The sequence below is a fragment of the Streptomyces sp. RB17 genome, from assembly GCF_009604455.1.
Lineage (GTDB): Bacteria > Actinomycetota > Actinomycetes > Streptomycetales > Streptomycetaceae > Streptomyces.
The window spans coordinates 667668-681172 of sequence record NZ_WEGL01000004.1; the positions used below are offsets into that span (position 1 = coordinate 667668).

Annotated in this window: 11 protein-coding genes and 1 tRNA gene; 5 read left to right on the forward strand and 7 right to left on the reverse strand. The window is 68.9% G+C overall.

Translation table 11 applies throughout. The features are described 5' to 3' along the window. A complete protein-coding gene (locus SRB17_RS20910) occupies positions 1 to 1440 on the forward strand; it encodes a DUF6177 family protein (RefSeq protein WP_194294074.1) in 1440 nt (479 codons plus the stop codon). A gap of 144 nt (positions 1441 to 1584) precedes the next feature. Here SRB17_RS20910 and SRB17_RS20915 read toward each other — a convergent pair whose 3' ends face one another. The 4 genes from SRB17_RS20915 to SRB17_RS20930 all read right to left on the reverse strand — a co-directional run bounded on the left by SRB17_RS20915 (position 1585) and on the right by SRB17_RS20930 (position 5800). After that, positions 1585 to 3174 (reverse strand): endonuclease NucS domain-containing protein, encoded by a 1590-nt coding sequence (locus tag SRB17_RS20915; protein ID WP_194294075.1) that lies wholly within the window; start codon positions 3172 to 3174, stop codon positions 1585 to 1587. Between the two features lie 629 nt (positions 3175 to 3803). Then, a tRNA-Pro gene (locus tag SRB17_RS20920) sits at positions 3804 to 3877 on the reverse strand. Between the two features lie 65 nt (positions 3878 to 3942). Beyond that, positions 3943 to 4701 (reverse strand): Pr6Pr family membrane protein, encoded by a 759-nt coding sequence (locus SRB17_RS20925; RefSeq protein WP_153540819.1) that lies wholly within the window; start codon positions 4699 to 4701, stop codon positions 3943 to 3945. Between the two features lie 175 nt (positions 4702 to 4876). Next, positions 4877 to 5800, reverse strand: coding sequence for a metallophosphoesterase (locus SRB17_RS20930; RefSeq protein WP_153540821.1), 924 nt, complete (start codon positions 5798 to 5800; stop codon positions 4877 to 4879). Between the two features lie 312 nt (positions 5801 to 6112). On the opposite strand from SRB17_RS20930, the gene SRB17_RS20935 reads away from it, so the two are divergent. Continuing rightward, on the forward strand, positions 6113 to 6580 hold the full coding sequence (locus tag SRB17_RS20935; protein ID WP_153540823.1) for a GatB/YqeY domain-containing protein: 468 nt from the start codon (positions 6113 to 6115) through the stop codon (positions 6578 to 6580). A gap of 147 nt (positions 6581 to 6727) precedes the next feature. Here SRB17_RS20935 and SRB17_RS20940 read toward each other — a convergent pair whose 3' ends face one another. Further along, the gene (locus SRB17_RS20940) at positions 6728 to 9061 is read right to left on the reverse strand and encodes a transglycosylase domain-containing protein (protein ID WP_153540825.1); all 2334 of its coding nucleotides are present in this window, start codon (positions 9059 to 9061) and stop codon (positions 6728 to 6730) included. Between the two features lie 491 nt (positions 9062 to 9552). Between SRB17_RS20940 and wblA the strand changes: the two genes are divergently transcribed. Further along, positions 9553 to 9891 (forward strand): transcriptional regulator WblA, encoded by a 339-nt coding sequence (gene wblA, locus SRB17_RS20950; RefSeq protein ID WP_189956079.1) that lies wholly within the window; start codon positions 9553 to 9555, stop codon positions 9889 to 9891. A gap of 464 nt (positions 9892 to 10355) precedes the next feature. Here the strand turns inward: wblA and SRB17_RS20955 are convergent, their stop codons facing one another. Next, positions 10356 to 11735 carry an ArsA family ATPase gene (locus tag SRB17_RS20955; protein ID WP_153540831.1) on the reverse strand — a complete coding sequence of 460 codons (1380 nt, stop codon included), beginning with the start codon at positions 11733 to 11735 and terminating at the stop codon, positions 10356 to 10358. Then, positions 11732 to 12709, reverse strand: a complete 978-nt coding sequence (locus SRB17_RS20960; protein ID WP_323376006.1) for an ArsA-related P-loop ATPase — start codon at positions 12707 to 12709, stop codon at positions 11732 to 11734. Before SRB17_RS20960 ends, SRB17_RS20955 begins: the two co-directional genes overlap by 4 nt. A gap of 140 nt (positions 12710 to 12849) precedes the next feature. On the opposite strand from SRB17_RS20960, the gene SRB17_RS20965 reads away from it, so the two are divergent. Together SRB17_RS20965 and SRB17_RS20970 are read left to right on the forward strand one after the other, a co-directional pair. Next, positions 12850 to 13014, forward strand: coding sequence for a DUF4177 domain-containing protein (locus SRB17_RS20965; protein ID WP_136744038.1), 165 nt, complete (start codon positions 12850 to 12852; stop codon positions 13012 to 13014). Further along, positions 13011 to 13475, forward strand: coding sequence for a RidA family protein (locus SRB17_RS20970; RefSeq protein ID WP_153540833.1), 465 nt, complete (start codon positions 13011 to 13013; stop codon positions 13473 to 13475). The genes SRB17_RS20965 and SRB17_RS20970 overlap by 4 nt, the downstream gene beginning before the upstream one ends. Positions 13476 to 13505: the final 30 nt, after the last annotated feature.

The window sequence follows — 13505 nt, forward strand, 5'->3', positions numbered from 1 at the left end:
ATGCCCCAGGACGTCATCGCCCTCACCCCGCAGATGCCGGACATCAAGACGTTGCTGGCCGCACTGCACGCCGGCGGCCCGGACCTGCGCGTGAACCGAGCAGCTGGGGGATCCGTGGCCCAGTTGTGCACGGACGACGGAAAGCTCCTGGTCTCCGTGGAGGCCCCCCGCTACCTGCAAGTGCCGGGCGAGACGGAGCGGCTGCTGGGACCTGGCGTTCAGACAGAGGGACCGGTGTGGTGGACCGAGGTGCGGGCGTCCACCGCCATCGCAGAAGCCAGGCTGCTCGCCGGCTCGGTCGCGGGACGGCTGACAACGCTGCTCGGCGGCACCACATGGCCGCCTGAAGCCGCCCACACCGACGTCGTGACCGTCCCGGCCACGGGCGAGGTGACGGTCCCGCCCGCTGACGTGGACGTACTGACCGATGCGGATGTGCTGACCGACCAAAGCATCATCGTCATCTACGACCGCCCGGTCGTCGCCGCCACGACATGGCTGACCGAGGCGGTGCGAACGGTGGCACAGAGCCGACGGGAGCTGTATCTCGTCACGTCCCCCAATACCCGGCTGAGCCTGCCCACCCGCACCGTGCTGGAGCGCATGCCCGCACGCTGGGTCGTACGCCACCCCGAGAACGGCTACTACGACGGCCTCTCCGGAGCCATACTGCGCTGGCACGACGGACGTTTCACCCCCGCTGCCGACAACGGCCTCCAGATCGCGGACGCCTTCCAACCCCCGCCCGGCAAGGGCGGTGAACGGCAGTTGCTGCTGTCCATCCGCACCATCCACCCCGTCCAGGAGCACCTGCTACTCGGTGGCGCTCTGGAGGACGCCTGGCAGACCCTCACCGGACTGCTGCCGGCCGGATGGGCCACCGCCGAGCCCGTCAACGTCCCTTGGTCGCCAAGGCAACTGACCGACCTGGCCCGCAGCCGCGCCCGCCAGGCACAGCCGACCTGGGCTGTCGCCGTAGGAACCGCCGACCGCCCAGCAATTGCCGCCTTGCGCATTGCTCACACGCGAGAAGGCGTAGAGGAGCAGATCACCCTGGCCCTCGGCTATGCCGCCGACGAGAAGGCACCGACCGGGCTGCTGCCCAAGCTCGCCGAGTCCCTCGCGGCCCGGCACAACCTCGCCACAATGATCAGCGAACTGCGTGCGGCGCGCGCGGACCTGACCACTCCGGCCCACTACGAAGCACCGCCGATCCCGGTCGCTCTCACCCTCGGCCCTGACACCGTGGCCGCCCTCGGCATCAGCCATGCCCGCAACGCCTTGCCGGACCACACCCCCACCCAACTCGGCCCGGCCGCTCGCCCTGCCCTGCACTACCCGCTCGGCGACGGCACCGACCCCGCCGCCTGGCAACGCCTACGACACATCAACGAACACCTGCAACGTGGAAGCGGGGCAGCTGTGCGGCCATCCCGATAGCAGGGGCCCAACCGGTCTCAGCGGCCCATCCTCGCTGCGTGGATCCGGCCCCTGCGACCATCCCGCTGTTCTTACCAGGCTCCATCTGGGCGACCCTTCAACGGAGTGCGCTGTCGGCCGGAGCCGAGCGGACACGCCGCGAAGTCAGCGCCTTACGTCTATGCAGTTGAGGTATTCGATGCGGAGCGTGTTGACCTCGTAGCGGTACGTCGTCAGGAACTCTCGAAGGGTCACGAGCTTCCCCCCGTAGGTATTGAGCTGCCAGGCCATGAAGAACTCCGGGTCATTGGACGAGTAGCGGGTTGCCTGCCCGTCCTCGACCAACCAGAGTCCGCGCTCGTCTTCTGGGGCTGGCGGCCCAGGATGGCCGCTGGTGATCTCAAGCATCATGTAGCGCAGCCCAAGGCGGCGAACCAGATCCAGATCACTGATCCAGGTGGTGCCGCCGTATCGAGTCGTCATCCAGCTCACCGGATCGCGGTACACCTCGTGGGCGTAGTGGTGGAAGCCTGGTGCGCCCCCGGTGCTGTTCGCACACAGCCTGCCCTCGACGACGGAGCGGCTGCCGTCGGGGAAGCGGGCGACGGCTTTGATGCGTGGTTCCCACTGGGCGAGCTCGTCCGGCCATCCGTAGATGACGGTCTGAATCAGGTCGCACGGGTTGTAGATCCACAAGACGACGTCGATGTCGCCTGGTTGCTCGGCAACTCGCTCCAGCCACGCCCGGACGAGCATCTCCCACTCGGGGTTGCCACCGAGGCTGGTCATGGCCTGATCCACAAAAGAGTGCCACCGGCTGGTGATCCGGGGATTGGCGGAGCCGATGTACTTGACGTGCCCGTCCCCGCGATCATGACCAACCAGCATCTGCAGCCAGTCGCGTTCCTCATACGCCCCGTTGCCCAGGGCAAACGCTCCAGTGCCCCGATACCCGGTAATCTCCCAATTGGGATCGCCTAGGAGAGTGCCCAGCACCCCCGGGTAAGCTGACCCGACTTCGACGCAGCGAACGCGCGCGTTGATTTCGCACAATGCCTCGTACTCGGCCGGGTGCTTTGCACCGTACCCGTCCACTTCCGGGGAGCTCGACAACGCGCTCCCCCACTCCACGGTGCCGACACCCAAGTACAGGCCGTAGTGTGCGCTGACACCGTCCTTGGCGCTGACGCGTTCGAAGTCGGCAGCAAGGAGGTTGGGCGCGCCGATCTCGGAAGCGATCTGCCGTATGTGCTTCCATCCTCGGTCTCGGTCTTGGGGGCTCGCGTAGAGGTAGATGCCGTGCACCGGTGTGACGTACTGCTCAGGCGACGATGGAAGCATCGCGACGCGCTCAGCGCTGAGTGTCAGATCGTCACACACCTGGAGTTCGTAACCGCGAAGGTCATGGCTCCAGTCACGGGCCATGTTGCTCACCGGAACGAGTAGTTCGCGCCAGTCGGTCGACACGATGAGGGCACGGATGCGGTCAGGCGCGACCTGCTTGTCGCGCTGGAGCAGCTCTGCGTACTTCGCGACCTCGTGCAACGCCTCACGTGATGTGGACGTAGCACGCTTCAACTCGATGATCACCCACAGGCCGTGTCGGTCACGAGCAAGGATGTCGATCCATCCCCTTGTACGGAGCGGCGGGTCGCTCAGCGCAAACTCGCATCGGACGAGGGTCAGTCCTGGTTCGAGAACGTCCAGCTGCTCCGCCAAGAGGTCCCGGAGCTCACGTTCGAGTAACGCGGTCATGAGCGAAGACAGTAGCGGTGCGCGCTGACATGGAGCCCAAGGCGGCGGGAACTCACCGCGCGGCCGATCCGCCGACCTGCGCCATTCTCGGCAACGGCTGTACCCAGAATTACGATGCCTCAGCGTCGACGCCGAGCAAGCGTGGGATCGGTTCGCTCGATCGCCGCGTAGGTCTCGGATGTCTTCGCCTCCAGGAGCCATCCGCGCCGCCGCAGGGTGTTCGGCTCCGCGCAGTAGTTCTTCGGCACAGCTTGTAGCGCGACGCGTGTGTCTCGTCAGCCCGCATGTCGGTGTCCGTCCTCCGTTGTCTGGGCTCGTCGATATGGCTCAGCACTGACAGGCACGTCGCGTTCGTCGAACGAGCCCCCTCCGCGGGCCATGTCCACAGGCATGACGGAGCTCCCAGGCTCGGAGTTCTGAGGCACCTCCGCGGTCGAGTCGGCGACTGGTTGTTCGCGAACGTGTAGGTGCGGGTCGGCGCAGCTGAGAAATGTTGCTACTGCTCGACGATCACCTGTTGGGAGACGCCGACCAAGATCTTCTCCCAGATTTCTCCCAAACGATCTCCGGAGACGCAGGAGGGGCCTGATCCACTCGGTGGATCAGGCCCCTGACCTGGTACTACGGCGTCGGGGTGGCGGGATTTGAACCCACGACCTCTTCGTCCCGAACGAAGCGCGCTGCCAAGCTGCGCTACACCCCGATGTCGCTGCTCTCGCGGCGACGACGTTTACTTTAGCCCACTGGTGGCTGTAGACGAAATCCGGTTTAGACGCGGCGGCGGACCGGGGTCGGGCGGAGGTGGTCCAGGGTTACGAGGAGGACGGCCAGGGCGTATATCGCGAGGCCCAGGAGGAGGGCGTTGGCGAGGGTGCTGCGGTAGCCGTGGGTGGCCGCGTCCAGGAAGGGATAGAGGTAGCGGGCCGGGTTCGTGGGGGCGAGGCAGGCCGCCCGGATCAGGTAGAAGGCCAGATAGGCCAGGGGGTAGAGGAGCCAGGTGGCCGCCTGGCGGAGGTGCAGTCGGGCCGCGGGCGTCAGCAACAGCCAGTCCAGCACGGCCGCCGCCGGCGTCAGCGTGTGCAGGATCTGGAGCGTGGCCCACGAGCCGTGCCAGCGCTCCGGGATCGTCGTCGCGCCGGTCATGGAGAACGGGGGCGTCGTGTGGGCCAGGAGCAGGTGGTAGACGAGCGCCGAGATCACGACGTAGAGGAGTGCGGCGCCTGTCACCGTGGAGGAGAGGGGGCGGCGGGCGCGCCAGCACCGCGACGCCGACATGAGCATGGCGACAGCCAGCAGGATGCCGGCCTGGACGCCGAAGTAGCTCAGGACGCGGGCCGGGGGGCCGAGCAGAAGCTCCAGGGCCACGCCTCCTGCCGCCGCCAGGGCGGTCAGGAGGCGGAAGAGCGCGACCATGGGGCGGCGGACCGGCGCCACCACGGCCGTGGCCGGTACCGGGGAGGGCAGCAGCAGAGGCGGGCCCGGGACCGCGGGCAGGTCCGGGATGTCCCTGGGTATCGGGGCGGTCATGCCCTCACGCTAGGAGCGGGGGAGGGGCGGGGCCATCCGGCGTAGTCCGGGTGGGTTACGCCCCGAGTGGTTACGCCCCGAGTGGTTACGACCCCGAGTGGTTACGACCCCGAGTGGTTACGACGCTGAGCGGTTACGGCCGGTAGGGCCGGCTTTCTCCGCCGGGCCAGAACCCCTACCGCCCCACCAGCGTCAGCAGCGTCGCCTCCGGTGGGCACGCGAAGCGGACCGGGGTGTAGCGGTTGGTGCCGCAGCCCGCCGAGACGTGGAGGTAGGAGGTGTGGCCGTCCGCCGTGTGGGTGGACAGACCCTTCACCCGTTCCGTGTCCAGGTCGCAGTTGGTGACGAGCGCGCCGTAGAAGGGGACGCACAGTTGGCCGCCGTGCGTGTGGCCGGCCAGGATCAGGGGGTAGCCGTCCGCCGCGTACGCGTCCAGCACCCGCAGGTACGGCGCGTGCACCACGCCCATCGAGAAGTCGTACGTCTCCGAGGGGCCGCCGGCCACCCGGGCGTAGCGGTCGCGCTTGATGTGGGGGTCGTCGAGACCCGTCAGCTCGATCGAGACGCCCTCGACCTTCAGGACACCCCGGGTGTTCGTCAGGTTCAGCCAGCCCGCCTCGTCGAAGCCGTCGCGCAGGTCCTCCCACGGGTTGTGGAGGACGCCGACCGCCGGCGCGTTGCCGTTGAGGCCGTGCCGGCCGCTCGCCTTCTCCAGCAAGTAGCGGGCGGGGTTGCGCAGTCGGGGGCCGTAGTAGTCGTTGGAGCCGAAGACGTACGCGCCCGGGAACTCCATCAGGGGGCCCAGGGCGTCCATCACCTCGGGGACGCCCTCGGGGTCCGACAGGTTGTCGCCCGTGTTGATCACGAAGTCCGGGCGCAGACCCGCCAGCGACTGCAGCCACCGCTGCTTCTTGCGCTGGCCGCCGACCATGTGGATGTCGGAGACCTGGAGCACGCGCAGCGGACGCATACCCGGCGGGAGGACCGGGACCGTCACCCGTCGGAGGCGGAAGGAGCGGGCCTCGAAGCCCGCTGCGTACGCCAGACCAGCGGCGCCCGCCGCCATGATTCCCAGGGGTACTCCATATCGCGCGCGCATGGGTCCATCGTGTCAGACGCGCGGACGCCGACGAGACCGGCCGCCTGGACCGGCCGCCTGGCACCGGCCGTCCGGGGCCAGCCGTCGGGACCGGCCACCTGGGACCAGCTGTCGGGACCGGCCGTACGGGACCAGCCACCCCCGGCCCCGGCCGCACGACCCCAACCGCCCGGAACCACCCGCCCGCCCTCGCCCTCCCCCACCCGCCCGGCCCCAGCCGTCTCCCGCCCAACGCGCGTTCCCCTTAAATCAACGCCCGTTCCCCTTAAATCAGCAGGCGTTCACGCCCGCACACCTGCGACAATCGGTCCCATGACCACCACGCTCAAGTCGAAGCTGCACGACGACCTCAACGCCGCGATCAAGGAGCGCGACGAGCTCCGCTCCTCGACGCTGCGGCTGACGCTCGCCGCGATCACCAAGGAGGAGGTCGCGGGCAAGGAGAAGCGGGAGCTCTCCGACGACGAGGTCCTCAAGGTGATCACCCGCGAGGCGAAGAAGCGCCGGGAGGCGGCCGAGGCCTTCGCGCAGGGTGGTCGTCCCGAGTCGGCCGAGCGGGAAAAGGCGGAGGGCCAGGTGCTCGCCGACTACCTGCCCAAGCAGCTGTCCGACGACGAGCTGAACGCGATCGTCGCCCAGGCCGTGGAAGAGGCGAAGGCGGGCGGGGCCGAAGGCCCGCGGGCCATGGGCGCCGTGATGAAGATCGTGAACCCGAAGGTGGCCGGCCAGGCCGAGGGTGGCCGCGTGGCCGCCGCGGTGAAGAAGCTGCTCCAGGGCTGACACCGGCAGCCCGGACGGACACGGGCGGCATAGACGGATACGTACGGCACGGACAATACGTACGGCACAGACGGATCCGTACGGCTGCGGGCCGCACCCCCGAATCGACCCGAGGGTGCGGCCCGCCGCCGTACTCACACCAGGGCGTTACCCCCGAGCGCCACCGAATCCGTTCCCGTTGGTTCCGCCGTTCCCCTGTCCCTGGACGAAGTTGCCCGGGAGCGAGAAGGTCGGTGTCGGAAAGACGCCGCCGGTCGTGTCACCCGTGGTGCCGCCGCCGAGCGTGCCGCCGTCAACCGTGCCGCCGTCCGTCAGTCCGCCGATCAGTCCGCCGATCCCGCCCGTGCTGTCCCCGTTCTTGCCCCCGTCGGTCCCCCCTTGTCCTTTTCCCTGACCATCCCCCTTGGTGTCGTCGGGGATGTCGATCAGGTTGAAGTCCTCCACAGGTTTGCCGCTCAGCGCGCCGGTCATCATGTCGCGCCAGATGGGGCCGGGGACCTGGCCGCCGTAGACCTTGTCGTTGTAGACGCCGCCGATGGTGATGTTCGTCATGTGGCGCTTGTGGGCCGGGTCGCCGACCCAGACCGCGCCCGCCATGTTCGGGGTGTAGCCGACGAACCAGGCCGCGAAGCGCTCGTCCGTCGTTCCCGTCTTGCCCGCGCTCGGGCGGTCGCCGAGACCGGCCTGCTGGCCCGTACCGTCCTCGACCACGCCCTTGAGGAGCGTGCTGATGGTGTCGGCAGTCTTCTCCGACATCGCGCGTGAGCAAGTCGACTTGGGCACCTGGAGGGACTTCTCCTCGCTGCCGGTCTTCTGCGTGATCGACTCTATGGCGACGGGGGTGCAGTACATACCGCGCGAGGCGAAGGTGGCGTACGCGTTCGCCATCGTCAGCGGGGACATCTCCTGGGAGCCCAGCGCGATGGAGGGGGCCTGGTCGATCGCCCGGCCGTCCGCGCGCTGCACGCCCATCTTCTTCGCCATCTCGGTGACCGGGCAGATGCCGATGTCGCTGATCAGCTGCACGTAGTAGGTGTTGACCGACTTGGCGGTCGCCTCCTTCATGCCCATGGGGCCGTGCTCCGACTCGTTCTCGTTCGTCAGCTTGGCCGGGTTGTTCGGGTCGTTGCGCCAGACCTTGCCGTCGCACGCCTGCACCGGGCTGGGGTACGTCATCTCGTACGGCGACGGGTACTTCTGCGTCGGGGACTTGCCGCCCTCGATCGCGGCCGCCGCGACGATCGGCTTGAACGTCGAACCGGGCTGGTAGCCGGCGCCGCCGCCCATGTTCGAGTTGACCGAGAGGTTGATCTGCGTCTCGTTCTGGCCGAAGCCGTACGGGCGGGACTGGCCCATGGCGAGGATCTTGCCGGTGCCGGGCTCGACGATGGTCGCGGCCGTCGCCACCGGGTCGGACTGGTAGACGTGCTGCTTGATGGACGCCTGCACCGAGTCCTGCGCCTGCGGGTCGAGCGTCGTACGGATCGTCAGGCCGCCCTGGTTCCACAGCTTGGCCCGGGCCTCCTTGGACTTGCCGAAGACCGGGTCGTTGAGCACGACGTCACGGACGTAGTCGCAGAAGAAGCCGGCGCCCTTGACCGCGGTGATGCAGCCGTTCTTGGGCTGGCTCGGGTGCAGTCCGAGCGGCGTCTGCTTGGCCTGGTCGGCCTCCTTCTGGGAGATGTCGCCGACGTCCGCCATCCGCTGGAGCACGGTGTTGCGCCGCTTGGTGGCCTCCGCCTCGTCGTTGACCGGGTCGTAGCGGCTCGGGGACTGCACGATGCCGGCCAGCAGTGCCGCTTCCTGCAGGTTCAGGTCCTTGGCGGGCTTGGAGAAGTAGCGCTGGGAGGCGGCTTCGACGCCGTAGGCCTGCTCGCCGAAGAAGGTGATGTTCAGATAGTTCTCGAGGATCTTCTTCTTGCCGAGCTTCTCCTCGATCTGGATCGCGTACTTCAGCTCCTTGATCTTGCGACCGAGGGTCTGCTGGGTGGCCTCGGCGACCTTCGTCGGGTCGTCGCCGGCCTCCTCGATGAAGTAGTTCTTCACCAGCTGCTGGGTGAGCGTGGAGGCGCCCTGGGCGACCCCGCCCTCCTGCGCGTTCTTGTTCAGGGCGCGCAGGACGCCCTTGAGGTCGATCGCGCCGTGCTGGTAGAAGCGGGCGTCCTCGATCGCGACGATCGCCTTCTGTATGTACGGCGAGATGTCCTTGAGGTCCACCACCGTACGGTCGCGGGAGTAGACGGCCGCGATCTGTTTGCCCTGGTTGTCCAGGATGGTCGTGCGCTGACTGAGCTGGGGGCTCTTCAGGTTCGCCGGGATCTCGTCGAAGCTCTGGACCGAGCCCTTGGCCGCGAGGCCCAGCGCGCCGGCGGCGGGCAGCGCGATGCCCGCCATCACGGCTCCGGCGAGCACACTGACACCGAGGAACTTGGCGGCCTGCTGCGTTGGCGACAGACCACCACCCGAGCGCTTCTTTGGCATGGAGGCAGCCTAATCCGTACAGATGAGCGTTCCGAAAGAGCGACCGCGTCACGGCACGGCAAAGGGGGACGCCGACGTTCCCATTCGCCGGACACGCGCGCAGGCCTTGGCCTAAGCTGCTCTCAACTGTCACAGCAGTGCGGTCACGTATCAATACGTCCGGCGACCCCGAATCGTTCCGGGCGTACCCCGTTTTTTCGCGCGGGACGTGACCGGTTCCTGAGGAGGACGTGTCCGAATCCGCCTCGTGTGTCACCCGGCGCCCGTTGTGGCGCACCACAGCTGTCCCGGTTTGCCGGGATGGTCGCGTATGTCTCAGCTCACTCCCGCGGGTGATCTGCCGTTAACCCATAGTCCGTTCGGGCCATTCAAGATTGGGCCCGAAGGGGGTGTTGCGCTGTGCCCACCTTCCGTAACGTCCTCAACTGGCGGCGGTGAATATGCCGCTGCCGCCGTGGGGGAGCCTCGATTCGGGAGAGGACGGCGCCGGTATGGGCTGGGTTACCGACTGGAGTGCGCAGGCTGCCTGCCGCACTACCGATCCGGATGAACTGTTCGTTCAGGGAGCAGCGCAGAACAGGGCCAAGGCGGTGTGCACCGGATGCCCGGTACGCACGGAATGCCTGGCCGACGCGCTGGACAACCGCGTGGAGTTCGGCGTGTGGGGAGGCATGACGGAGCGCGAGCGCCGCGCACTGCTGCGCCGTCGGCCCACCGTGACCTCCTGGCGCAGGCTGCTGGAGACCGCCCGCTCGGAGTACGAGCGAGGCACGGGCATCGTGCCCCTCGACGACGACGAGGTGTACGAGAACTACGCGGCGGTGAGCTGAGGGGCCGAGGGCGTTTCCTCCGGCACATCCCCGGGGCACTGGGCTCCGCTCCGGCACGCGCCATGGGACATTTCGGGCGCGCGCCATGGGAGCAGGGCCGGGCAGGGCCCGGAGGTGCCGAGTGGGTACGCACCGGGGCGCGGGAAGTGATGAGGTGGGGAAGCGCCGGTCGGGCCTACGCCTGGGGAAGCCACGATCGGCCTTGCGGCCCCGCCTGCGGAGACGGGTGGTCGGCCTCGCGTCGGCGCGCGAGCCGCCGTCGCCGTCCGTACGCGCAGCCGACGCCGCTTGCATGCCCATGCGCCATCCACGCCGCCTGCGCATGCCTTTCCATGTCGGCCGCGCGTATGCCACTCACGCGCGAGTGACGGTCGCTTACGTGCGTACGACCGCTCCCACGGGCGCAGCCGTGCAACTCACAATCCCGTAGCCAACAGCCCCGCAGCCCTCGGCCCCCGGCCGTGCTACGGCAGCTCTGTCCGTCCGGCCGCGCCCGATGCCAGTCGGGTGCCGATGTCGCGCAGGCCGGCGAGGTCGTGGACATCGCCGGGCAGCGCGGGTACGTCGACGACCGCCACCTCGGGGTGACGGGCGGTGAAACGGTCACGCGTGCGCTGCTCGCGCGAGAGCACCTGCATGCGATCGGCGTGCAGTCGCAACAGGCCCGCGGTGAGCCGGTCGACGGAGCGCTCCGTATCGGCGGGGGAGCCTTTCTCGGAAGCTGGCGCGTCGGTTGCGGCATCGGATGCGGGAGATCGCGAACTGCCGTATGCGTCGGGAGAGTTACGAAGTCCAGCTTTCCCGCCCGCCTGATCCACAATGCGGGGGTCCTCAAGATTTTCGGCGGCGGCGAGCGCCGACTCGGCCGACAGCCGGCCGGCGCCGCTGCCATGGACCCGGTTCAGCACCAGACCCACCAGCGGCATCTTCTCCGCTGCCAGCCGCTCCACGAAGTACGCCGCTTCGCGGAGCGCGTCCCGCTCCGGGGCGGCAACCACCAGGAACGCCGTACCCGGCGCCTGGAGCAGCTTGTACGTGGCGTCCGCGCGGGTACGGAAGCCGCCGAAGGTCGTGTCCATCGCCGCCACGAACGTCTGCACGTCCTTCAGCAGCTGACCGCCCAGCAGCTTGCCGAGTGTGCCGGTCATCATCGACATGCCTACGTTGAGGAAGGCCATGCCCGCGCGTCCGCCCAGCTTGGCGGGGGCGGTCAGCAGGCGGATGAGCCGGCCGTCGAGGAAGGAGCCGAGCCGTTTCGGCGCGTCCAGGAAGTCCAGTGCCGAGCGGGACGGCGGGGTGTCGACGACGATCAGGTCCCACTCGTCCTTCGCGCGCAGCTGGCCCAGCTTCTCCATCGCCATGTACTCCTGCGTGCCCGCGAAGCCCGCCGAGAGCGACTGGTAGAAGGGGTTCGCCAGGATCACGGCCGCCCGCTCGGCGTCCGCGTGCGCCTCCACGACCTCGTCGAAGGTGCGCTTCATGTCGAGCATCATGGCGTGCAGTTCGCCCTCGCCGTCGGTGCCCTTCACCCGGCGCGGGACGTTGTCGAGGGAGTCGATGCCCATCGACTGGGCCAGCCGCCGGGCCGGGTCGATGGTCAGCACGACCACCTTGCGGCCCCGCTCGGCCGCCCTGAGCCCGAGGGCCGCCGCGGTCGTGGTCTTGCCGACCCCGCCCGAACCGCAGCACACCACGATCCGGGTCTTCGGGTCGTCCAGCAGCTGGTCGATGTCCAGCACGCGCGCGGGGGAGAGACCGTGGGCCTTCTCCCGCCCGTCGGTCTTCTTCCGCTTCCCCGCGGCCGCCTGTGCCGTCTCGGGTGCCTCGGCCGGGTCCGGACTCATGTCAACCCCTGCTTCCGCAGCTCGGTGGCGAGTTCGTACAGGCCCGCCAGGTCCATGCCCTCGGCGAGCAGCGGCAGTTCGCCGAGCGGCAGGCCCAGCTCGCCGAGGACCGCGCGCTGCTCCTGCTCCAGCGCGTACCGCTCGGCGTACTCCGCCGCCTGCCGCAGCAGCGGGTCGACCAGCTTCTCCGCGTTTCCGCCGCGCCGGGCTCCGCCCAGACCCGCCGCCGAGAGCGCCTGTGCGACGGAGGAACGCTCCACGGTCCGTACGAGTTCCAGGTCTGCCTCGTCCAACACCTCCGGCCGGACCATGTTCACGATGACCCGGCCCACCGGCAGCCGTGCCGCGCGGAGTTCGGCGATGCCGTCGGCGGTCTCCTGGACCGGCATCTCCTCCAGCAGTGTCACCAGGTGCACGGCCGTCTCCGGCGACTTGAGCACCCGCATCACGGCCTGCGCCTGATTGTGTATCGGGCCGATCTTCGCCAGGCCCGCCACCTCGTCGTTCACGTTCAGGAAGCGGGTGATGCGGCCGGTCGGCGGGGCGTCCATGACGACGTAGTCGTACACGAACCGCCCGGAGCGGTCCTTGCGGCGCACGGCCTCGCACGCCTTGCCGGTGAGCAGGACGTCCCGGATGCCCGGTGCGATGGTGGTGGCGAAGTCGATCGCGCCGAGCTTCTTCAGGGCCCGGCCCGCGCCGCCCAGTTTGTAGAACATCTGGAGGTAGTCCAGGAGGGCCAGTTCGGCGTCTATGGCGAGGGCGTACACCTCGCCGCCCCCGGGCGCGACCGCGATTTTCCGCTCCTCGTACGGCAACGCCTCCGTCTCGAAGAGCTGGGCGATGCCCTGCCGGCCCTCGACCTCCACGAGAAGCGTCCGCTTCCCCTCGGTCGCGAGGGCCAGCGCCAGTGCGGCGGCGACCGTCGTCTTTCCGGTCCCGCCCTTGCCGCTGACGACCTGGAGCCTGCTCACGCCTTCGAGACTAACCAGTCCGCTCGACACTCACGCGCGAGGCTGTGGATAACGTCGGTCACTGTCCCCAAGGTCACAGGTCACCGGCCTGGGGGTCGCGGGTGGCGGTGCCCGAGACCACAGCGGCTACAGTCGGCCCCATGACCAAGAAGTGGGAATACGCCACCGTGCCGCTGCTCGTCCATGCCACGAAGCAGATCCTGGACACCTGGGGCGAGGACGGCTGGGAGCTCGTCCAGGTCGTGCCCGGGCCCAACAACCCCGAGCAGCTCGTGGCCTACCTGAAGCGGGAGAAGCAGGCATGAGCGCGGTCGAGGCCAAGCTGGCCGAACTGGGCCTGACCCTGCCGGAGGTCGTACCGCCGCTGGCCGCGTACCAGCCGGCCGTGCAGTCCGGTGCGTACGTCTACACCGCCGGCCAGCTGCCGATGGTCGAGGGCAAGCTGCCGGTCACCGGCAAGGTGGGTGCCGAGGTCACCCCGGAAGAGGCCAAGGACCTGGCCCGCACCTGCGCGCTGAACGCGCTGGCCGCCGTGAAGTCCGTGGTCGGCGACCTGGACCGCATCGCGCGCGTGGTGAAGGTCGTCGGCTTCGTCGCCTCGGCGTCCGACTTCACCGGGCAGCCCGGTGTCGTCAACGGCGCCAGTGAACTGCTCGGCGAGGTCCTCGGCGACAAGGGCGTGCACGCCCGCAGCGCGGTCGGCGTCGCGGTGCTGCCGCTGGACGCGCCGGTCGAGGTCGAGATCCAGGTCGAGCTGGCGCCGTAGGCCCGGCGCAGACCCCTCTGACCTCGGGCA